This is a genomic window from Streptomyces sp. SudanB182_2057 (genome assembly GCF_964272715.1).
GTDB classification, from domain to species: Bacteria; Actinomycetota; Actinomycetes; order Streptomycetales; family Streptomycetaceae; genus Streptomyces; species Streptomyces rubradiris.
In genome coordinates this window covers 8,261,412-8,281,168 of record NZ_OZ186798.1, presented here as the reverse complement: position 1 = coordinate 8,281,168, position 19,757 = coordinate 8,261,412, and the positions used below count along the sequence as shown (strand labels likewise).

The window sequence follows — 19,757 nt, the reverse complement described above, 5'->3', positions numbered from 1 at the left end:
GGGTGGTGGGAGGCCCGAGGAGTGGACGGGGCTCAGGGCTCGAGGGGGTGGTAAGGGGGTGTCTCCGGGATGATGTAGAGGGTCACGGCGGCGAGGGCGAACGTCGCGGCGACGTAGCCGAAGAACCACAGCGGGTGTCCGAGGGCCGTCAGCCAGGCGGCCAGATAGGTGGCGGTGCCGCCGAACAACGCTGTCACCAGGGAGTACGCGATGCCGACGCCGAGCCCTCGGGTCTCGGCCCGGAACTGTTCGCTCATCAGCGCGGGGAACGGCCCGTGAAAAGCGGTGAGCAGGACGATGCAGCCGAGCAGGAGCGGGAGTGTCACCGCGACCTCGCGGGACATCAGAGCGACGGACGGCACCAGCACCACGGCCAGCGCCAGCGCGCTCCAGCCCATCACCGGACGCCGGCCCCAGCGGTCCGCGGCGAGACCGGCCAGGGGCGGCAGCACGGTGTAGACCGCCAGCACGACGCAGCTGACCATGAACGCGGTCGTGGGGCGCATGCCCTCCCGGAGCTGGAGATGGGTCGGCATGTAGACCGTCAGCGTGTAGAAGCCGACGGTCGCCGCGATACCGAAGCCGACGACGCGCAGCACGCCCCTGGCCTCGGCCCGGACGGTCTCGGCGGCACTCGCGGACCGTCGCCGGCCAGGCCCGGTGCGGCGCGCCGGCCCCGGATCGGGCCGCTGTGCGACGGCCGCCTCGGACCGGAGCACCCGGCGGCGCAGCACCAGTCCGACGAGGCCGAGCAGGGCGCCGGCGCCGAAGGCGATGCGCCAGCCGAAGCCCGCCATCTGGTCCTCGGTCAGGGTCGAGGTGAGAACCCAGCCCAGCAGGGATGCCAGCAGGACACCGAGCCCTGTGCCCACGAAGATCGACGATGCGTGGAAGGCCCTGCGCCCGGCAGGGGCGGCCTCGGTGGCCAGGGCCGTGCTCGCCGGCATCTCCCCACCGGCGGAGAGCCCTTGGACCGCGCGGGCGAGGATCAGCAGCACCGGTGCGGCGACACCGATCTGCCCGTAGGTGGGCATGACGGCGATGGCCAGGCTGCCGCCGGCCATCATGAGCAGCGTCAGGTTGAAGACGGCCGCGCGGCCGAGTCGATCGGCGAGGTGGCCGAGCGCCAAGCCGCCCAGCGGGCGGAACACGAAACCCACGGCGTACACGGCGAAAGCGTTCAGCAGCGCGGTCTTCCCGCCCTGACTCGCCGGGAAGAAGCGATCGGCGAAGAACACGGCGAACGACGCGTACAGGGTCCAGTCGAACCATTCGATGACCTGTCCGACGCCGATGGCCACGGTGACGTGGCGGCGCGCCGGCTTGTCCGGGAAGCGTGCCCGCGCTCGCGTCCCGTAGGGGCTCACCATGGGATCTCCCAGTCCGTCACGTGCGGTCACGGAGTGAACGGTGCGGCGGCACCGAGCCGCTCGCGTTCGGCGGAAACCTGCTCGCGTACCGAGGCCCGCAGCCGCTCGGCGTCGAAGATGACACCGCCCTTGATGACATGGCGCACGCCTCCCACGCGGGTCAGGGAGCCGTCCGTACGCATGCGCAAGTGGCCGTGTCCGTAAAGGACCTTCAGGTTGGCGAGCGGGTCCTCGTCGAGGATGAGCAGATCCGCGGCCTTGCCCGGTTCGAGCGTGCCGGTGTCGTGCAGGCCGAGCAGCCGGGCGCCGTTGGCGGTGGCGCAGCGAATGATCTCCAGCGGGTGCAGGCCGGCCTCGCGCAACAACTCCATCTCCTCCACCAGCCCGAACCCGTAAAGGTTGTAGATGAATCCGGCGTCGGAGCCGGTCGTGAGAAGCCCGCCGTGCTGATGGAAGTCGCGGACGAACGCCATCCAGAGCTGGTAGTTCTCCTTCCAGGCCACCTCCTCCTCGGTGCCCCAGTCGTAGAGGAACGAGCCGTGGTTCGCGGGGTTGGGCTGGTAGAACTCCCATGCCTGCGGGGCCGCGTAGTCACGCAGGTACTCGCGCCCGCGCGCCCGCGCGGCGTCCCGTGCGGCCGTGTAGATGACGAATGTCGGGTCGAGAGCGGTGCCCAGGGAGATCAGTTCGTCCCGCGTGTCGTCCCAGACGCGGCTTCCGGGTTCGGCCGCCTGCCGCCAGGACCGGCCGAGCTGGGCGAACCTGTCGTGCTCGTTGTTGTAGTTGTAGCCGCTGGGGAAGTGCTGGACCCGGCGGTCGGTGAACATGGCCTCCGGCAGGCCGTAGCCGTGTTCGATGCTGCCGAGGCCCCAGCGGGCGGTCGTCAGGGCGTTGACACGCGCCACGTCGGAGGGTGCGTGGTGGCAGGCGCTGCCCAGCCCGAGCCGCTCGGCCTCGGCGAGCGCGGCGCGGAAGATCTCCGGTGGCGCGCCGAAGAACTTGATGCCCTCCGCCCCGAGTTCGGCCTGCTGTGCCACCCACTTCTCGGCATCCCGGGCTGTCCGGAACGGCTCGGAGCGACCGGCGCCGAAGGCCGCGTACGGCGTGATGCGGGGTGCGGTGATCTCGTTCGCCGCGGCCCGCCGCGCCTCCCGAACGGTGAACTCCGTCCCGTTGCCCAGGCAACCGGTCTCCCGGACGCTGGTGATGCCGTGCCCGAGCCAGAGCCGGTAGCTGTAGTCGGCGTCGGGCCCCTGTTCGGCGGACGCGATGTGCGCGTGGGCGTCGATGAGTCCCGGTAGCACATAGTGGCCGGGCAGCTCCCACGAGTCGGTGCCGACGTCGACCTGTTGGCCGGCCTGTGTCATGTCGGTGTTGCGGCCCGCCGAGACGATCGCCGAGATGCGTCCGCGCTCCAGCACGACGTCGGCGGGGCCGTACGGCGGAGCGCCCGTACCGTCGATGACGGTGACGCCTCGTAAGACCAGCCGGTCGTACGGTCCTTTTCCAAGGCTGCCCGATGTCCCTGCCGCGTTCTGCCGCATCCGCATGGTGACTTGTCCTCCCCCGTCCGTCTGCCGTCCTCGGGTGACGTGGTCTACTCAGGAACGACCCACTTGTCCGTCGTCGGTATGAGAGCGCCGTTGCGCTTGTACGCGTGCAGCACGACTCGGATGTCGCAGCCCAGCAGGCCGTCGATCTCGGCGAGCGGACCGGCCAGGAAGTCCTCCAGGGCGCCGGTCGAACGGTGCACGGAATACCCGAGCACGTTGGACGGCCCGGTGAGGATGTACAGGGCGCGCAGCATCGGTTCGCACGCGAGGCGCCGCACCGCCGCCTCCAGGCTGTCGGGGCGCACTTGCAAGGTGAAGCGGGCCTCGATGGGGAAGCCGAGCAGTGCCGGCGGCACATCCGCCCTCATGTAGACGGCGCCCGACTCCGACAGCTTGCGCAGCCGCCGCTGCACCGTCGTCTCGTGCAGCCCGACCCGCTGCGCTATGCGCGCCGCCGACGTGCGCACGTCCTCGTCCAGTACCCGCATGATGGCCAGGTCGCTGTCATCCAGCTTCACGGCGACGGCTTCGCGCCTTCCGTCGATCACCCGCTGCCGCCGCGGGCTGCGCCAGCCGTCCGGGGCCCAGTCGGCGGCGGACAGCAACAGCCGCACCGCGACCTGGGTGTGCACCCACCGGACGCCGTCCAGCGTGGGCAACTCGTGTACGACCAAGGTGTGCAGGGTGCCCGGGTCGCGGGCGACGAGCTCCACGACCAGGTCGGCGTCCCCGGTGGCCGCGGCGACGTACCGGGTGTCGGAGCGATCGGCGAGCGCGTGCGCGACCTTGTCGACCGTCCCCGCACGGCAACCCACCTCCAGCTGAGCCGCGAGCCAGCCGTGAGTGTCCTCGCGCGCGATGGCGGCCGAGTAGGTCAGGACTCCGTCGTCCCGCAGCCGGCGCATGGCACGCCGAACGGAACGCTCATCCACATCCAGCGCGTCGGCAAGCGTCGCATACGGGGCCCGGGGATCACGCTGGAGAGCGACGACCAGCTTCTGTTCGAAGCGCGACAATCCCATGCGGAGCCTTCTCCAACGCTGCACTGACGCCGGTTGCCAACCTTTCCGCGGCTCCTGATGCTGGTTATCGGCATCTCGGGGCCCGGTAGGCAGGTCATCTTGGACAGTTGACAGGTACACCGTCAACGATCGTTCTCGGGCGGAGATAAAACTTCGGCCACTCGACGGGTCGGTTCCCGGCTTGTCACGGTCCGAGGGCGCGTTGCGTGCTCATCTACCGCACGATTCTGGTTTTCCCCGACCCTGGCGGGGCTTCCGTCCCCCGTACATCCCACGTTGAGTGCCCGCGCCAGGACGAGAGTTCGACCGCACTCGTCCCGATTCGCGTGACGGACGCGAGCCCACCGCACGGCTTGATTCGCTCGGCGACGTTCGCCGAGGTGTTCACTCTCTACGCGTCGACCACGACCGTGGTGGGCTGCGCGGCTGCGCCCGTGAGCCTGCCGTTTCTTGTCATGTAACAGGTCGTGGACCTGCCGGTGCCGAGGGCGCAAGCCGGTCCGGATCACACAGCCGCGACACCGCCACAAGGCCCTCCCCGGCTTTCGAACGCTGCCGGCGCCGGCATTCCGCGTCGTCCCCGCCCTCAGGCCCCGGCCCCGGCGATTCGGCCGTCTCCCGCACCCGGGCCATAGGCGTCCGGGGTGTTGGCCCGGGTGTCGTACGCGGCGCGGGCGGCGTCGATCTTCGGCAGGTGCAGGACGCTCCATTCCAGCAGGGGTGCCGTGGCCTGGCGCAGGGTCCTGCCCATCGGGGTGAGTTCGTAACTGACGTGAGGCGGCATGACGTTGCGGACGGTCCGGGTGAGGATGCCGTCGCGTTCCAGATCGCGCAGGGTGACGGTGAGCATGCGCTGACTGATGCCGTCGACGGCGCGCTTGAGTTCGGTGAAGCGGCGCGGCCCCTGGCTGAGGTGGCGCACGACCAGCAGTGACCACTTGTCCCCGACGATGTCGAGCACTTCGCGGGTCCGGCACGGGTCCTCCCGCCGTACCGGCCGCGACGCGTCACCTGCTGTGCTCATGGTTACCTCCACAGAACCGGGGCACCGCGAAGTGCCCTATTGATCGGGGTGCGGCGGGTGCACCACGATGATGACGGTTTCCGAAGAGTACCGAGGCATGAAAGGGAACCGCTGTCCACCGGGTTCTCGCGCCTCGGCCCCGAGAGAGAAAGGGCCGTTCTCCATGCCCACATTCCTGCTGGTGCACGGTGCGTGGCACAGCGGCCGGTGCTGGGAGCGGGTGGTCCCACTGCTGGAGTCGGCCGGGCACCGCGTGCTCGCGCCCTCGCTGACCGGCTACGGCGACACGGCACACTTGGCCGGCCCCGGGGTCGGGCTCGACACACACGTCGAGGACGTCGTCGGCCTGATCCGGGCTGAGGACTTGAGTGAGGTGGTCCTCGTGGGACACAGCTACGCCGGGCTGGTCGTCTCTTCCGCGGCCAACGCGGTCCCGGAGCGGATCGCGCATCTGGTGTACCTGGACGCGATGGTGCCGGAGCACGGCGAGACCGCCGTCGACGTGATGCCGGTGACCCAGCGGCTGATCGACCTGGCCGAGCGGTCGGAGAGCGGCTGGCGTGTTCCGCCGCCCGTCGAACTTCCCCCGCCGCTCGGCCTGTTCGGGGTCACCGACGCGGCGGACATCGCCTGGCTGCGCACGCTGTTGTCGGATCAGCCGGTGGATTGCCTGCGGCAGCCGGTACGGCTGGACAACCCGGCCGCGCGCGCGATCCCGCGCACACACATCCACTGTGTCGGCGCCCAGCCGGAAGGCATCACCCGCCGGCCCGTCCCCCCGGTACAGCCCAATGGCTCTCCGGCCCGCGTGTGGCAGCTGCCGACCGGACACGACTGCATGATCACCATGCCTGCCGAACTGAGCGAACTCCTGCTCCGACTCGTCCCGTAGGGGCCGGGCGGCCCGAACCCGCCTTCTTACCCAGGCCGTTGGGACCGTGGCGTGTTCGAGTACCACGGCTGGGTCACGGTCAGAAGGTCCGCGACCGACGACGGGGACGATGTCGGCTGCGGCGGACCTTCGCGGAGCATGCGCCGCTGCACGACCTGGAGCAGCTACCGCCGGGCGAACTGCGGGAGCGGCAGGCGACTCTCGGCCCCCGGCCGCTGCTCGCGGTGGTCCGCCCGGACGGTCGGCTCGCGCGGCTCGGCTCCGTCTCGCGGCCCTGGGAAGCGGCGGACTACCTGCGCTGGCTGCGTCCCCGTCCGAAGGACGGACCGTGGACGGACCAGGGACCGGGGACGGACCCGTGGCGCGGCCCTCGCTCACCTCCGCCCGAGACAGGCACGGGGCGTCGCGGGCCCGGCCGGGCGGGCGAAGAGCATGCCCGACGCACGACCTGAGCGGCAACACCACTGGCGGGCGACCCGGCACAGCCACGGCTGGGCACCCGCGCCACCCGGCGTCCCCACGCGGGAACCCGCCGTCCTCGCGCCGGTCTACCGGCAGCTCCGCAAAGCCCTTGAGGACGGCCGCAACGAACCGGGTGCGGCCGACTTATACTACGGCGAAATGGAGATGCGCCGCCACGGCACCACCACACCCCGCGGCGAGCGGACACTGCTCCACCTGTACTGGGCCCTCTCCGGATACGGCCTGCGCTCCACCCGCGCCCTGGCCTGGCTGGCCCTGGCCATCACGGCCACCATGCTCACGATGATGCTGTGGGGACTGCCCCGCACCGATCCGGACCCGGTCAGCACCGGAACCACCGACGGCCGCCGAGTCACCCTGACCACCAGGAAACCGCCCCCTGTCAACCCACAAGAGCCTTACACAGAACGCCTGACGACCACACGGTTCGAGAAATCCCTGAGAGTGGTGGTCAACTCGGTGATCTTCCGGACCTCCGGGCAGGACCTGACCACCACCGGAACCTACGTGGAAATGACAGCCCGCCTCGTCGAACCCGCCCTGCTCGGACTCGCCGTGCTCGCCGTACGCAGCCGCGTCAGACGATGAGCCGCGGCCACCCCCGCGAGGACGACGAGGCATAGGTGCGGGCCCGGTCAAAGTGTGAGCAGGGTGCGCAGGTCGATGATGTCGTAGCCGCGGTCGGTGAGCGCGTCGATGATCCGGGGCAGGGCCCGGGCATCGATCACCTCGGTGCGGCCCTGTGAGGTTCCGACGTGCATCTGCAGAATCGCTCCCGGACGCAAGGCGTCCAGTGCCCTGCCCACCGCACGGTCCACCGTCATGCCGCCTTCGGTCCCCTTCCACCCATTGGTGTCGGTGGTGAACTCGATGTCCGCGTACCCGAGGGCGTTCACCTCCCCGATGTGAGCGGGAGTGGTCTCGCTGTACGGGAACCGGAAGAACGGCGTCAGCGCGCGGCCCGCCCCGGCCGCGCGAAGAGCCCGCTCCGCCGCCACCACTTCGCGCCGCCGTCCGGTCACGCCGAGGTCCTTGAAGTAGGGGTGGCTGAAGGAATGGTTGCCCAGTCCGTGACCGGCTGCCGCGATCCTTCTCACCACCGCGGGACAACGGGCGGCGAAGTCACCGGTCAGGAAGAACGTGGCGGGTGCGCGACGGCGGGCGAGTTCACCGAGGATGCTGTCCAGACCGGCGTCGTTCCAGGCCGCGTTGAACGTCAGGGCGACCACTCGCTCGCGCGTACGGATCACCCGATTCTCCGATCCGAACAGCGCTCGCAGTCCTCCCTCACCGTCCACGGCCGCCGCCAGGTGCGGCGTGACGGTTTCGGCCGGCCGGGACGCCGGAGCCTGCGCGAGTACCCCCAGCAGGACAGCGGACAGTGCGGCACTTGCCCCGAACAGGCGCCAGGAGAAGGAACGGTGATACGTGAACACAGACAGTGAGTGCAGATGCATGTCCCAGCTATCGGCCAACGGCTCCCCGCCCTTGAAAGGGTGGTGCACCAACTTGCGCGTGTGACGCGAGCGGGCGGCACATTGGTATGCCGGTATGCCACTCATTGTCCCTTCGCCGGGGGTTCTGCCGCCATCGGAAAACATCTTCCGTTCATGTGGTCACGCCTCTTGCCGGATGGACGGGCAGGCCATTACGGTCCCAGCCAGTGATCATCTACGCGCGTCACATCACCAGGGAGAGCTTCATGCGCATGCGCAAAACCGTCCTGACCACCATCGCCGTGCTCTGTGCGGGAGGTGCCGTGGCCGCCGGCACGGGGGTGACCGTGGCCCGGACGAGTGGCGCGCCGGCGCTCGCAGCCACCGGATGGACTCAGGTCGGCCACGACGTGAAGAGCGGCGTCAGCGGACTCGCCGTCACCTCGCGCACGGGCAACACCTACCGGGTCCTGGTCGCCCTGGACAACAAGCGCCCCGGAGAGAACCGCATAGCTCAACTCGACTACCGCGCGGGTGAGTCCGTCCCAACGAGCACCATGCGGCCGCTCGAATGGAAGGGCGGTGCCGAGCCGATCGACGTGGAGGCGATCGAATCGGTGCCGGGCACCTCCGACGAGTACCTGGCCGTGTCGAGCCGGGGCCTCGTCTACCACCTCGGGGTCACCGACGACGGGAAGGCGGTCCAGGTCCAAGACCTCGCGCCGCTCCCGGCGATCGGTCAGGGCGACGATTTCGAGAGCTTCACGCTCGTCTCCCGGCACAACAAGCTGGCGGCGGTCTGGGCCGACCGCGGCGAAGGCGACGGCCGACCCGCGACGCTCTACGCGGCACCGCTGTCGTTCAACCAGTACGGGGAGACGGTGTTCGGCGCGGTGACGAAGGCCGCCTACCGTGCGCCGTATCCCACGCAGGACGTCCGTCACGCCTCCGACATCTCCGTCACCGACTCGGGCCGGCTGCTGATCGCCTCGGCGTCGGACGGGGGGAACGACGGTCCGTTCGACTCGGCGGTGAGCGACGCCGGCTCGGTGTCGCTCGACCGCTCGGGCCGGGTGCGGCTCACGGTGGCCCATTCCCCGCAGGTCCTGCGGAAGTTCGAGGGCCACAAGGTCGAGGCCGTGGACTGCGTGTCCGGCTCCGACACCGCGGTCCTCGGCACGGACGACGAGAACGCGGGCGGCGCCCTCACCACCGCCCGCCTCTGCCACTGACGACCCGGCTGGATCCAGGAACCGGCCGGCCGCGACGATCGCCGTGCCCTTCGCCCTGCGCACCGCCGAGAGCGGATGCACAGGGCCTGCCTACGGCACGGCCGGTCCGGCGGTATCGGCGCGCCGGGCGTCAGGGGAGACCAACGGCGGCTCGGCCCACACGCAGACGGTTCTGCCGACGAGCAGTTCCTCGAAGAATCGGCCGACGGTGCTGGCGGTGGCCTCCGGTTCGTCGGCGGCGATGGACGCCGCGTCCAGCAAGTGGAGACGCCGCGTCATAGACGCCAGTGCCTTTCTCCCGTCAGCATTGAGCACGTCGGTTGGAACATCGCAGACAGTGACCAACGCACCGCAGACGGAGGGGCAGCATGCATCGCATGAGAAAGAGACTCGGAGTCGTCCTCGGTACGGCCGCCCTGTTCGCCGGCACCGCGCTCGTCAGCGCCGAGCCGGCAGCGGCAGCCGAAATTCCCTCCCTGGACGAGTTCTCTTTCACGCCCACGTGGCCGACATGGGGGCGCATCGTCATGGTCAATCTGACCGGCGGCATAACCGCCGGGTACGCGGAGTGGCGCCAGGACCCGCTGAACGGGAACCCCGGTGACGCCATGCGTGTGCACGACATGAACGCGGACGGGTACGGAATCGAGGCCGTCCTCACCTACGACAACCGGAAGGCCACCACCCGGGGTCACGATTCGCCCTACACCAGCCCATGGGCCACGGGAAATCTGCCGGAAGATCGGAACTATCGCATGCGCGTGTGCGTAGTCAGGGGAGACGCTGAGAAGTGCACCGACGCCACGGTCACTTCCTGACTGTCCAGGAACGCGACTGTGCCGTAGAGCGTATGAGCCGGCAGCGGGTGCTGTCGGCTCTTGCTGCGAGGCCATGGCACGACTCACCGAGCGCGGCTACGCAGCCGCCGCCCAGGGCGGCGGCATCACCCTCTACCGCGCCGTCAACGCCCGCCCAGCCGACGGCTGCCCTGCGGCGGCAATGCCGACGCAGGCCGCCGTGCCGGCCGCCGTGCGAAGGTCGAACAGGGCGTCAATTGGCGGGTGGAGGAGTAGCGCGTCGCGTCGGGGCGCTCAGCTTGGTGGGGTCGAGGATCCGGTCGCGTGGCGGTGGGGTGGTGTCGACGGGCTTGCCCTGATCGGTGAAGGTGATGTCGAAGGGTTCGTCGCCGCCCGTGACCGTGATCCTCAAGGGGTAGGGCTTGCCCTTCTTGGCGACGTACTCGGTGTTCGTCTCGGTGATAGTCCTTTCCACCAGCACGGCGGCGGGCCGGCCGTCCACGGCGGTATCGCTTTCGCGGGTGAGGACCCCGTCGGATGAGAGGCTCAATGCCTCGGTCTGAGCACGGACGATGTCACACATGCTCCCCAGGACCTTCGACATGCCCCTGGGAGGCTTGACCCAGCGGTCTTTGAAGGTTCCGACCATCTTCTCGGTCTCTTCCGCCGTCATTTCGCGGCTGAAGCTGGTCTGCCAGAACGCTTCCTCAGCCTTGAAATAGACGAGGGAGCCCTTCTTGATGATGTGCATGACCGAGTCTCGGTTCACCGTGCCGTTGCAGGATCCATGGACATCCACAGCCAGGTCGACGTCCGTCTGTCGGCCGTCGCTGGTGAACGTGCCGACCCAGCGCATGCTCGGAGCGTTCTTGAAAGCAGCTACGGACTGGTGGTGGATCCGCTCGGGCGACATGGTGTCGAAGGGATGTTCCGGCGCGCCCTGGTTCTTGACCGTCGGCCCGGTGCCCGTAGCTCCGGTCTCGGCACTGTCCGTGCTACAGCCGGTGATGATCACCGTGGTGGCGGCGCACAGCAGCGCGTTGGCGGCGCGATTGCCGGGGTTGTGCTTCACGTGCGAGTTTCCTCCCCTGTTGAACCACCTGACTGTATGCGGTCAAGGCAGGGCACGGACAGGGGTTGGCCGGTGGTGCACGCCGCCGTGGCGGGGGCCGTACGGATGGGCGGGCAGCGGTGGTCACTGGCCGGCCTCCGTCCGCTCGTCGCGGAACTCGGTGAACCCGCGGCCGCCGCGGGTCACGGCGTCCCCCGGAACGCGGCCCCTGCGATGCGAGCTGGGTCCACTTCGGCGGCACGGGGCAAGTGAACCTCGACTCTCGGGGGCGCGAGGTGCCTCCCGGAGGCGGGACACCGGAAACAGGTCTCCGACGGTGTGCGGCGTTCCCCGCACCCCGGCGCGGCTCTTCAGCCACCATGGGTGGCGTGGAGATCGCCGAACTCATTCTCAAATACGTTCAGGCCCTCGTGTGGCCGCTGATCACACTCACCCTCGTATACGTCCTGCGCGCGCACCTGACAGCCGCGTTCGCGCGCATGACGCGGGTGGAGACTCCGGCCGGGTCCATCGAGTTCGCGGTGGAGGCGCGGGACGTGCTGAACCAGGCGGAGAGCGTCGGCGACGGCGCAGGACCGGCATCGGCGTGGAGGAGGTCCCCCCAGCAGGCCCACGGTGTGCCGGCACCCGCCGGGCCGCCCTCCGGCAACGGCCAGACCACGGACTATCCCCTGCCCGCCCCGGCAGGATCCGGACACGGCTTCCCCCCGCCGGGACAGGCTCCAGGCGGAGCCGGGCATGGCCACCCTCAGCCGGGCCAGCCTGCCCAGGGCGGGCCCGCGTACGGCTACCCCCAGCCGGGGCAGCCCGGTTCCTTCGGGCCAAGCGTCGTCCAGCCCGGGTCCGCCGTGCCCCAGTCGGCACAGCAGAGCCCCGGATCGGTGTGGCGGGACGGGTTCCGCGTCGCCAGGGGCATGGCCGACTCCGTGCCGGCAGCGGCCGTCGTCGCAGCGTGGGACGTGCTCGAGCGGCTGTGCCGGGACGTCGTCCTCGCCCGCGGCCTGGGCTGGCAGCCGGCGGACGTGGCATCCCTCGGCAGGGCACTGATCGCCTGCGGGCTGCCCGCCGCCAGCGCGGACGTCCTGACGCGCCTGCGCGGCCTGCGCGACCGCGCCCCACACCTCTCCACCGGTGTCACACCCGGCGCCGCACGCGACGTCATCGACGCCTGCCTCACCCTCGCCCGCGAGGTCGACGCACTGCGCTGAGCGTGACCGAACGGGTCGCCGTGCACACCGGCGCATATGACCAACTTGCCTATGGCAACAGCAGGTAGCCGAGCTGCGACGGCGTACGTGAAAGGTGTGTGGCGGCACGGTGTCGCGTCATCCGGCGCCGCTGAGTCGGCAGCCCCAACGTCGTCGCGTCGGCGGTCGGAAGCGTGGTGTGAGGCGGCGTGGCAGGAGCATCGTCGAGCACCGCGATCGGCATGTGCTCCGCGTTCGGGTGGGGGCTGACGCCGAGGTCGCGGTCGTGGCCCGGGCCGCCCGGGCGATGCTCGGCCTCACGTGGTGGCCGGCCGCACGTCCGGCTTCACCGCCTGCGACACCTCGGCCAGGAGGGTTTCGACCTCCGCGCCCCAGCGGGAGCTGACCACCAGGTCGCGGGCCGGGTCGACCCACAGCAGATGGCCACCGCCGTTGCCGCGGGCGCAGCGGCCGGTCGACGGGGCCGCGGGCCAGACCGTGCGGTCGTCGTTCAGCCACCAGGACAGGCCGTAGTTCGCCTTGACCCGGCAGGGCGTCCACATCTGCTCGATCCACCGGCGGGAGACGACCTGCCGGTCGCCCCACGTCCCGCCGCGGAGGCAGAGGTGGCCGATACGGGCCAGGTCGAGGGCGCTGATCCACAGGCCGCCGCCCCAGTGCGCACCACCGGACACCACGGGCACGCGGGTGCCGCCGAGGTCCACGACGGAGTCGGTGTAGCCGTGCCAGGACCAGGACGGCGACGCGCCGATCGCCGTCATGATCCGCTCCCCCAGGACCTCCGGCAGGGAGCGCCGCAGCAGCACCGTGAGAGCCAGCGCGGTCAGGTTCACGCGGACGTCGTTGTACGCCCAGCCCTCCCCCGGCGGACCGCCCGCCGACTCCGTGCCCTCCCGGGTGCTCTGCGCGTCCACCGACGTCGGCTTCCCCCACAGCTCGCCCTCCCACTGGCTGGTCTGATCCAGCAGGTGGCGCCAGGTGACCGCACGCCCGTGCGCGTCCGCGAACTGCGGCAGGGCCAGGGAGGCGGACACCGGCTCGTCCAGCCGTAACAGCCCGTCGTCGTAGGCGATCCCCGCCACCAGCGACAGCACGCTCTTGGTCGCGCTGTACGCCATCTCCTCCCGAGTCGGATCCCCCCACGCCGCGATCACCGTGCCGCGCCGGACGACGACGCCACTGGCACCCCGCCCGTTCAGCAAGGGGCCCACGACCTCCCGGTGCGAGGTGTCCGACACCTGCGCCGCCAGATAGGACGCCATGTCCTCCACCCCGGGCACGGGCCGCTCGGACTGCTCGCGAACGGCCCGCTCCAGACCGGCCGCGTCCACCCCCTCCCACGGATCACCGAGGACAACGTCCTTCTCCAGAACCTCCAGGCCCACGCCCATTCGAAGCCCCCACGGTCACCCGGTGACGTACCCGCCCCGGCTCAGTATGTGTCGATCAAGATGAGCCTTGTAGCGGCGACGGCGGGTGTCAACCGTACGCCCCCTGGCGGGCAGCACCTCGGCCTTCTTTTGCGTGCGGTGCCGTGGGGCAGGCGCCGGCAGGGCCGAGTGTGATCAGCGCGTCGACGCGTTCCTGGCCGGCCCTCGTGCCGTCTGCGGCCGATGCGGCCGCACCCCGCCCCACGGGGCCGCAGCCGTTCGTCTCAAGGGCTCGGGCGGGTCCGGGTGCCCCGCTGCCGCGCCGGGGTTCAGGCCGGCTTGAGGCCAGGCGTGCCGGCTTCCGTGACGAAGGACGCCGCGGTCGTGACGGGTGCGCCCGGCCTGGTGACGTACGGGACCGTCTTGAAGTCGGCGCGGGCCGCTTCCTGTCCGAGCGTGACGGTCACGTAGCCGCGCCGTCCGTTGTAGAACTTCATGTGCGGGTTGGCGGCCAGGTACGTGGCCCAGTTGCTCGGCCGGTCCGCCCCGTCGCGTCCGCTGGTGATCGACGTGGTGACGATCTCCGTGCCCACGGTCCGGGAACCGGGGTCGTCGAAGTCGCGCTTGATGTCGAACGCGTAGTGCACGTGCACGTCGCCGGTGAGGACCATGAGGTTCTCCACCCCTGCGGCCTCGGCCCCCGCCAGGACCCGCTCGCGGGAGGCCGGGTAGCCGTCCCAGGAGTCCATGGAGACCTTGGACGGCGTGGCGGTGCTGTTGTACCGGCGGGAGAAGGTGACCTGCTGCGGTACGACGTTCCACAGCGCCCGCGAGGCACGCCAGCCGTCGATCAGCCACCGCTCCTGCGTGGCGCCGGTGAGCGTGCGCGCCGGGTCCTCGGACTCCGGGCCGGGGTACTGCCAACCGTCGCCGTAGGCCTGGTCCGAGCGGTACTGACGGGTGTCCAGGACGTCGAACTGGGCGAGCCGCCCCCAGTGCAGGCGGCGGTAGAGCCGCATGTCGGAGCCGGTGGGCAGCTGGGGCCGGCGCAGCGGCTGGTTCTCCCAGTAGGCGCGGTAGGCGGAGGCGCGGCGCAGCAGGAACTCCTCGGAGGAGCCGCCGTTCTCCGGGGTGTCGTCGGCGTAGTTGTTCTCCGTCTCGTGGTCGTCCCAGGTGACGACGAAGGGGTGCGCGGCGTGCGCGGCCATCAGGTCCGGGTCGGACTTGAACAGGGCGTAGCGCAGCCGGTAGTCCTCCAGCGTGACCGTCTCACGGTTGTAGTGGGCCGGCAGGGTGCGGTCGGTGTACTTGCGCTCGTTGCCTGTGGCGTTGACGGCGTACTCGTACAGGTAGTCGCCCAGGTGGAAGACGACGTCCACGTCGTCCTCGGCGAGGTGACGGTAGGCGGTGTAGTAGCCGTCGGCGTAGGCCTGGCAGGAGACGGCGCCCAGGGTGAGCGCGGCGGGGCGGGCGCCGGGCAGCGGGGCGGTGCGGGTTCGGCCGGTGGGGCTCAGCCAGGAACCGGCCCGGAAGCGGTAGAAGAACACGCGGTCCGCCGGCAGGTGGGGCACCTCGACGTGGACGGTGTGGCCGAACTCGGGGTGGGCGGGCGCGGTGCCGCGCCTGACGATCCGGCGGAAGTTCGCGTCGTGGGCCAGCTCCCAGTGCACGGTGACGCGCCGCGCGGGCAGTCCGCCGTCGGGCTGGTACGGCTGCGGGGCCAGCCGCGTCCACAGCAGGACCGAGCCCGGCAGCGGGTCGCCGGAGGCCACGCCCAGGGTGAAGGGGTCGGCCGTGATTTTCCGGGCGTCGAACTCGGCGGCGGCGGCCGTACCTGCGGCCGGCAGGTTCACGGCGAAGGCGAGCGCGGCGGCGGCGCCGGTGCCGGTGAGGACACGGCGGCGGCCGAACTGCCGGGCGGCGGCGCGCAGTTCGGGGGCGTGCTGGGACGGGTGGGCTGCGGGTGTCATCCGGTCTCTCCCCTGTCGCGGTCGGTGCAGGGGCAGTTGACAGGGCCGTGACCACAGCGACGGGGCAGGAGCCTGGCAGGCTCATGACGCTCACATGACGGAAGCACGCGTTCCGCCACCGAGCGCACCACCCGGCCGACCACGCCACCGTCGTCACCGGCGCCGGCTCCCGACCGTGAGAGCCGTCCCCGCCGCGACGGCGACCCTCTGCCACGAGGCAGCCGATGGCGCGACCCCGACGACCGCGAAGAACCGACCGCACCAGCCACGGCAGAAGAACGCCGGGCCAGTCCACCGGCGGTCCCGGTCGGCGAGCCGACGCCACAGGCCGAAACCATCTATCAAGCCAGACCGGCCCGCATCGGCCTGCGCCGGTCCGCCCGGCCGCGCCGGCCCGCACCGGCCCGCACCGGCCCGCACCGGCCCGCACCGGCCCGCACCGGCAGCATCCTCGGGACCCACCTCATCACCGCCCCGAAGGGCCATCCCCCTCCCCCGGTGACCTGTCTCCAACAGGACACCGGCCCTCACCAGTTCGCGCTTCCGCTCGCGCATCCCGGTGGGTGGAAGGGGCCCGCCGCCAGCTCGGCGTCAGTGGTCGGACATGCTCTCGTCCGACGAGGACGACGCCTCCAGGATTGTCTCGACCTCGGGCGAGGCCCGCCGCGCCTTGCCCGCTCGGACGCGCTTCTCGTGCTGGGCCCCACCGATACGAGCCTGTGGGAAGTCGTTGAGAAACTCCGGTGCTTCGTGCTCCGGGTCGGCCTGCCGCCGGAGCGCGCTGCGGATGTGCTTGATCGCTCCGGGCTCACGCACGGCTTCGGCTTTGGCGATACCCATAAGCATCGCCGCCGCCCGGCACTGCTCGTCGCTCAGTCCGTCGATCTGCTCCTTACTCAGCTCACCGTCTTTCAGCGCCTGGACGAGGGGGTAGAAGTGCTCGGCGTCGAGTGCGGGGATCAGGCCGGTGAACTCGTTCCCTTCCTCGCGGACGTAGCGGTCGTCGCCCTGGGTTCCCGGGTACTGGTCCTTGTTGCTGCTGATGAACGGAGCCCCGCCGCGCCCGGGGCGCTCGTTGTACGGCCCGAACGGGGTCTGGTGCGTCGTGAAACTCGACGCCGGCTGGGTACCGCCGCGCTTGGTGTCACGCTTGGCCCAACGCTCTCGCCGGGCGTTGGCCTTCTCGCGGTCCTCGTCGGTCACCCTCTGCACGCGCGCGGCGGCGACGGCGTTCCCCGCCGTGCGCTGGACCGCGAAGAGGGACGGCTGCCCGCCCCGGCGGTTCCCCAAGAAGGGCGCCGCATCGGTGTTCTGGGGCGCTGAGGTCCGAGGCGACAGAGTCCTGTCCTCCCGCTCGCCACGCTCCTTCTTCCTGTCGTGTCCCAAGTCTCAGCCGCTCCCTTGTAGTTGGGCCGGATAGTGAGTACGAAACCCTGCCTCCGACCGTTGTGCCGGTCGCCTTCGACGGTATGCGCGGCGGAGACGTCCGTACACGTCCATCAGCGAGAAATCCGCAGCGACTTGCTTCCTTTTCCACACATCGTCGACCTCACGCCTGTCACGCGCGATGTCGCGGCCTCGTCGTAGGGGCTGGTCAGCGACGGTCGGCGGGGGCGGGGCCGGGGGCCGTACCGGCGTCGTCCCCCTCCCCAGGCGCCTCGGTCCTAAACCGCGGCACGCTCGGCTCGGCCAGGGTGCGCAGAAGCAGCCAGCCCAGCAGGGGCATCAGGACGATGGGTGCCAGGGCGGTGCGCAGGGAGGTGGCGTCGGCGAGGCCGCCGATGGCGGGGCCGGCCAGGCCGCCGATGCTGACGGCCAGGCCGAGGGTGACCCCGCTGGCGGTGCCGACGCGGGAGGGCAAGTAGTCCTGGCCGAGCGTGACCTGGAGAGAGAAGGGTACGTACAGGCCGGTCGAGGTCAGTGCCACGAACAGGTAGAGGGCCGGGCCGGGCACCCACACCACGCCCGCGATGGCCGCGGCCGTGATCAGGTACGACCAGCGTGCGACCGTCACCCGGTCCCAGCGGGCGGCCAGGGACCCGCCGAGTACCGAGCCGATCGCACCGCCGAGGTAGAGCACGGTCAGGGCCGCGGTGCCCGCGGCCGTGCCGCCGCCCAGACGCTGACGGGCGTACAGCGAGATGAAGGTGCTCAGACCGATGAACGCGATCGACCGGAAAGCCACGGCCAGTGACAGTTTCACGAAAGAGGCGATGTCGTCGCTTCCGGCGGGCACCGTCATGCGGGGTCCGGTGGTCTGCCCGCGCCGCACAGCGCGCACCACGGGCAGGCACATCGCGGTACCGGCGAGGGCCGGCAACACCAGCAGGGGCGTCCAGCTCAGTCCTCCGGTGGCCATCACGGCGGCGACCATGAGCGGGGCCAGCGCGAAGCCCATGCTGCCGCCCGTGGCGAACCAGCTCATGGCGCGGTCACTGCCCCGGCCGGCGATGCGCGCGACCCGGGCGGACTCGGGGTGGTAGGCGGCCACCCCGATCCCCGATATCGCGACACACGCGAGGGTGAGCGGGTAAGAGCCGCTCAGGCCGCTCAGCGCGATACCGACACCGCCGGACAACGTGCTGACCGGCAGCAGCCAGGGCATGGCCCACCGGTCGGTGAGCGCGCCGAACACCGGCTGCACCACCGAGGACAGCAGCGAGGCCGCCAGCACGATGCCCGAGGCGACCGCGTAGGTATAGGCACGCTCGGCGACGAAGAACGGCACCAGGGCCGCCACGGCACCTTGGTAGATGTCGACACACGCGTGACCCACGGACAGCAGAACGATCGATGTGTTCCTTCGCACCCCGTCATGTTCCGCGCCCGGCACCGTGTCGCGCTTCCGATAAACTGCCACATGATGACGGAAATCCGCCACGAGCCCGTAGCCCCGACCCGCACCCAGTCGCTGACGCCCGGCGGCTCGATCGGTGCGCACAGGCACGACGACCACCAGATCATCTACGCGGGCCGCGGCGTGCTGGCCGTCACGACCGGCGAGGGAACCTGGATCGCCCCGGGCACCCGGGCCATCTGGGTGCCCGCCGGCACCGTGCACGCGCACCGGGCCCACGGCGAGATCGACCTGCACCTGCTGGGGCTGCCCGCCACCGAGAACCCACTCGGGCTCGACACACCGACCGTACTGGCCGTCAGCCCACTGCTGCGCGAACTGATCATCGCTTACACGCGCGCCGAGGACGACGACAGCCCCGAACGGGCCCGGCTGCGCGCGGTGCTCCTCGACCAGCTACGGGCGTCTCCTCAGCAGCCGTTGCACCTGCCCACCCCCACCACACCCCTGCTGCGCGCCCTGTGCGACATCCTGCGAGCCGCTCCGGGCGACAACCGCACCCTCGCCGAACTCGGACGCGAGGTCGGGGCGAGCGACCGCACCCTGTCCCGGCTGTTCCGCGACGACCTCGGCATGACCTTCCCCCAGTGGCGCACCCAACTGCGGCTCCACCACGCGCTGGTCCTCCTGACCGAGCGGATGCCGGTGACCGCGGTGGCACACCAGTGCGGATGGTCGTCCACCAGCGCCTTCATCGACGTCTTCCGCCGCACCTTCGGCCACACCCCGGGCTCCCACCCGACGGGCTGAGCGCTTCCGCGCACGGGAGCCGGGTTGTCGGTGGGTGACCGGGCAGCGGGTCGGTCCGGGGAAGGCTGCGTGGATGCCGGCCCCGCGCCCCTGGAAGGCGAGGCGGCATCAAGCCAGCGGGTCATGGCCCCAGTTCATCAGGGAGTGCCGCCACCGGGTGTCCCGTACGTCTCCCGACGGCCGCTGGGCCAAGTGGCGGCGGATGTAGCCCACCACCTTGCGCATGTGCAGATAGTCGTCGTCCGTGAGGTCGCTCTTCCTCGCCCGCAGGATCCGCGTGATGCGCCGGCCGGACGCGTGCCCGGTGGACTCCCCTCCCCCTTTGTGCTGCCCGGCGGCGCGGGACTCCTCCGACTCCAGCCACGTGTCCAGCTCGGCCGGTGTCATGTTCACCAGGTTCCGGAAGCCGTCCCAGACCTCCTTGCGTTCGTCGTCGTCCACGCCGCCTCACTTCCTCTTCCTCAGCGCGGACGGCTTGTGGACCGCGGACCTGCCGGACTTGTCGCTGCGGACCTGGTACTGCGGTTCGTCCGGTGACGCGTCCACCGTGCGGCCGGCCGCCTCGGTACGTTCCGTGATCTTCTTCTCCACCTCGCCCTCGGCCTGGCCGCCGTGGCTCTTCCAGGCCACCTTGTCGCCCTTCTTGAGCTCGCTGCCCTCGTCTCGTCTCTTCGCCATCGAGCATCTCCTTCGCGAACGCGGGGCCACTCCTCCAGCGTGA

The 19,757-nt window shown here is 70.7% G+C and carries 19 protein-coding genes; 6 read left to right on the top strand and 13 right to left on the bottom strand.

What is annotated here, in order from left to right:
- Positions 1-32: 32 nt before the first annotated feature.
- The 4 genes from ACSURM_RS36740 to ACSURM_RS36725 all read right to left on the bottom strand — a co-directional run bounded on the left by ACSURM_RS36740 (position 33) and on the right by ACSURM_RS36725 (position 4,969).
- The gene (locus ACSURM_RS36740) at positions 33-1,400 is read right to left on the bottom strand and encodes an MFS transporter (protein WP_436960423.1); all 1,368 of its coding nucleotides are present in this window, start codon (positions 1,398-1,400) and stop codon (positions 33-35) included.
- The gene (locus tag ACSURM_RS36735; protein ID WP_436960421.1) at positions 1,397-2,920 is read right to left on the bottom strand and encodes an amidohydrolase family protein; all 1,524 of its coding nucleotides are present in this window, start codon (positions 2,918-2,920) and stop codon (positions 1,397-1,399) included. Before ACSURM_RS36735 ends, ACSURM_RS36740 begins: the two co-directional genes overlap by 4 nt.
- 47 nt (positions 2,921-2,967) lie before the next feature.
- Positions 2,968-3,945, bottom strand: coding sequence for an Lrp/AsnC family transcriptional regulator (locus ACSURM_RS36730; RefSeq protein ID WP_436960419.1), 978 nt, complete (start codon positions 3,943-3,945; stop codon positions 2,968-2,970).
- A gap of 586 nt (positions 3,946-4,531) precedes the next feature.
- Complete coding sequence (locus ACSURM_RS36725) at positions 4,532-4,969, bottom strand: winged helix-turn-helix transcriptional regulator (RefSeq protein ID WP_436960417.1); 438 nt, start codon at positions 4,967-4,969, stop codon at positions 4,532-4,534.
- 163 nt (positions 4,970-5,132) lie between these two features.
- Here ACSURM_RS36725 and ACSURM_RS36720 point away from each other — a divergent pair, with 163 nt between their 5' ends.
- Both ACSURM_RS36720 and ACSURM_RS36715 read left to right on the top strand, forming a co-directional pair.
- A complete protein-coding gene (locus ACSURM_RS36720; RefSeq protein WP_436960415.1) occupies positions 5,133-5,861 on the top strand; it encodes an alpha/beta hydrolase in 729 nt (242 codons plus the stop codon).
- Between the two features lie 432 nt (positions 5,862-6,293).
- Positions 6,294-6,932 carry a hypothetical protein gene (locus ACSURM_RS36715; protein ID WP_436960413.1) on the top strand — a complete coding sequence of 213 codons (639 nt, stop codon included), beginning with the start codon at positions 6,294-6,296 and terminating at the stop codon, positions 6,930-6,932.
- 47 nt (positions 6,933-6,979) lie between these two features.
- Here ACSURM_RS36715 and ACSURM_RS36710 read toward each other — a convergent pair whose 3' ends face one another.
- Entirely contained in the window at positions 6,980-7,906 is a 927-nt protein-coding gene (locus ACSURM_RS36710; RefSeq protein WP_436960412.1) for a polysaccharide deacetylase family protein, read from the bottom strand.
- 140 nt (positions 7,907-8,046) lie between these two features.
- Between ACSURM_RS36710 and ACSURM_RS36705 the strand changes: the two genes are divergently transcribed.
- Positions 8,047-9,012: a hypothetical protein gene (locus ACSURM_RS36705; RefSeq protein ID WP_436960410.1), complete on the top strand. Its 966-nt coding sequence runs from the start codon at positions 8,047-8,049 to the stop codon at positions 9,010-9,012.
- A gap of 90 nt (positions 9,013-9,102) precedes the next feature.
- Here the strand turns inward: ACSURM_RS36705 and ACSURM_RS36700 are convergent, their stop codons facing one another.
- A complete protein-coding gene (locus ACSURM_RS36700; protein WP_436960408.1) occupies positions 9,103-9,291 on the bottom strand; it encodes a hypothetical protein in 189 nt (62 codons plus the stop codon).
- 89 nt (positions 9,292-9,380) lie between these two features.
- Here ACSURM_RS36700 and ACSURM_RS36695 point away from each other — a divergent pair, with 89 nt between their 5' ends.
- On the top strand, positions 9,381-9,830 hold the full coding sequence (locus ACSURM_RS36695) for a hypothetical protein (RefSeq protein ID WP_436960406.1): 450 nt from the start codon (positions 9,381-9,383) through the stop codon (positions 9,828-9,830).
- 232 nt (positions 9,831-10,062) lie between these two features.
- Here ACSURM_RS36695 and ACSURM_RS36690 read toward each other — a convergent pair whose 3' ends face one another.
- The gene (locus tag ACSURM_RS36690) at positions 10,063-10,881 is read right to left on the bottom strand and encodes a hypothetical protein (RefSeq protein ID WP_436960405.1); all 819 of its coding nucleotides are present in this window, start codon (positions 10,879-10,881) and stop codon (positions 10,063-10,065) included.
- A gap of 368 nt (positions 10,882-11,249) precedes the next feature.
- Between ACSURM_RS36690 and ACSURM_RS36685 the strand changes: the two genes are divergently transcribed.
- On the top strand, positions 11,250-12,089 hold the full coding sequence (locus ACSURM_RS36685) for a hypothetical protein (protein WP_436960403.1): 840 nt from the start codon (positions 11,250-11,252) through the stop codon (positions 12,087-12,089).
- Positions 12,090-12,385: 296 nt separating this feature from the next.
- On the opposite strand, the gene ACSURM_RS36680 is transcribed toward ACSURM_RS36685, so the two are convergent.
- The 4 genes from ACSURM_RS36680 to ACSURM_RS36665 all read right to left on the bottom strand — a co-directional run bounded on the left by ACSURM_RS36680 (position 12,386) and on the right by ACSURM_RS36665 (position 18,238).
- The gene (locus ACSURM_RS36680; RefSeq protein ID WP_436960401.1) at positions 12,386-13,480 is read right to left on the bottom strand and encodes a serine hydrolase domain-containing protein; all 1,095 of its coding nucleotides are present in this window, start codon (positions 13,478-13,480) and stop codon (positions 12,386-12,388) included.
- A 308-nt stretch (positions 13,481-13,788) separates the two neighbouring features.
- A complete protein-coding gene (locus ACSURM_RS36675) occupies positions 13,789-15,429 on the bottom strand; it encodes an alkaline phosphatase D family protein (RefSeq protein WP_436960399.1) in 1,641 nt (546 codons plus the stop codon).
- Positions 15,430-16,020: 591 nt separating this feature from the next.
- Positions 16,021-16,632, bottom strand: a complete 612-nt coding sequence (locus ACSURM_RS36670; RefSeq protein WP_436960397.1) for a hypothetical protein — start codon at positions 16,630-16,632, stop codon at positions 16,021-16,023.
- 391 nt (positions 16,633-17,023) lie between these two features.
- A complete protein-coding gene (locus tag ACSURM_RS36665) occupies positions 17,024-18,238 on the bottom strand; it encodes an MFS transporter (RefSeq protein WP_436960395.1) in 1,215 nt (404 codons plus the stop codon).
- Positions 18,239-18,292: 54 nt separating this feature from the next.
- Here ACSURM_RS36665 and ACSURM_RS36660 point away from each other — a divergent pair, with 54 nt between their 5' ends.
- On the top strand, positions 18,293-19,036 hold the full coding sequence (locus tag ACSURM_RS36660; protein ID WP_436961259.1) for an AraC family transcriptional regulator: 744 nt from the start codon (positions 18,293-18,295) through the stop codon (positions 19,034-19,036).
- 108 nt (positions 19,037-19,144) lie between these two features.
- Here ACSURM_RS36660 and ACSURM_RS36655 read toward each other — a convergent pair whose 3' ends face one another.
- Both ACSURM_RS36655 and ACSURM_RS36650 read right to left on the bottom strand, forming a co-directional pair.
- Positions 19,145-19,477, bottom strand: a complete 333-nt coding sequence (locus ACSURM_RS36655) for a DUF3140 domain-containing protein (protein ID WP_436960393.1) — start codon at positions 19,475-19,477, stop codon at positions 19,145-19,147.
- Positions 19,478-19,483: 6 nt separating this feature from the next.
- Complete coding sequence (locus ACSURM_RS36650) at positions 19,484-19,714, bottom strand: DUF2945 domain-containing protein (protein WP_436960391.1); 231 nt, start codon at positions 19,712-19,714, stop codon at positions 19,484-19,486.
- Between the last annotated feature and the right edge of the window lie 43 nt (positions 19,715-19,757).

Coding starts and splice junctions, on each gene's coding strand:
- ACSURM_RS36735 (WP_436960421.1), bottom strand. CDS start 2,920: ATGCGGATGCGGCAGAACGCGGCAGGGACATCGGGCAGCCTTGGAAAA.
- ACSURM_RS36730 (WP_436960419.1), bottom strand. CDS start 3,945: ATGGGATTGTCGCGCTTCGAACAGAAGCTGGTCGTCGCTCTCCAGCGT.
- ACSURM_RS36725 (WP_436960417.1), bottom strand. CDS start 4,969: ATGAGCACAGCAGGTGACGCGTCGCGGCCGGTACGGCGGGAGGACCCG.
- ACSURM_RS36720 (WP_436960415.1), top strand. CDS start 5,133: ATGCCCACATTCCTGCTGGTGCACGGTGCGTGGCACAGCGGCCGGTGC.
- ACSURM_RS36715 (WP_436960413.1), top strand. CDS start 6,294: ATGCCCGACGCACGACCTGAGCGGCAACACCACTGGCGGGCGACCCGG.
- ACSURM_RS36710 (WP_436960412.1), bottom strand. CDS start 7,906: ATGAGTGGCATACCGGCATACCAATGTGCCGCCCGCTCGCGTCACACG.
- ACSURM_RS36705 (WP_436960410.1), top strand. CDS start 8,047: ATGCGCATGCGCAAAACCGTCCTGACCACCATCGCCGTGCTCTGTGCG.
- ACSURM_RS36700 (WP_436960408.1), bottom strand. CDS start 9,291: ATGACGCGGCGTCTCCACTTGCTGGACGCGGCGTCCATCGCCGCCGAC.
- ACSURM_RS36695 (WP_436960406.1), top strand. CDS start 9,381: ATGCATCGCATGAGAAAGAGACTCGGAGTCGTCCTCGGTACGGCCGCC.
- ACSURM_RS36680 (WP_436960401.1), bottom strand. CDS start 13,480: ATGGGCGTGGGCCTGGAGGTTCTGGAGAAGGACGTTGTCCTCGGTGAT.
- ACSURM_RS36675 (WP_436960399.1), bottom strand. CDS start 15,429: ATGACACCCGCAGCCCACCCGTCCCAGCACGCCCCCGAACTGCGCGCC.
- ACSURM_RS36660 (WP_436961259.1), top strand. CDS start 18,293: ATGACGGAAATCCGCCACGAGCCCGTAGCCCCGACCCGCACCCAGTCG.
- ACSURM_RS36650 (WP_436960391.1), bottom strand. CDS start 19,714: ATGGCGAAGAGACGAGACGAGGGCAGCGAGCTCAAGAAGGGCGACAAG.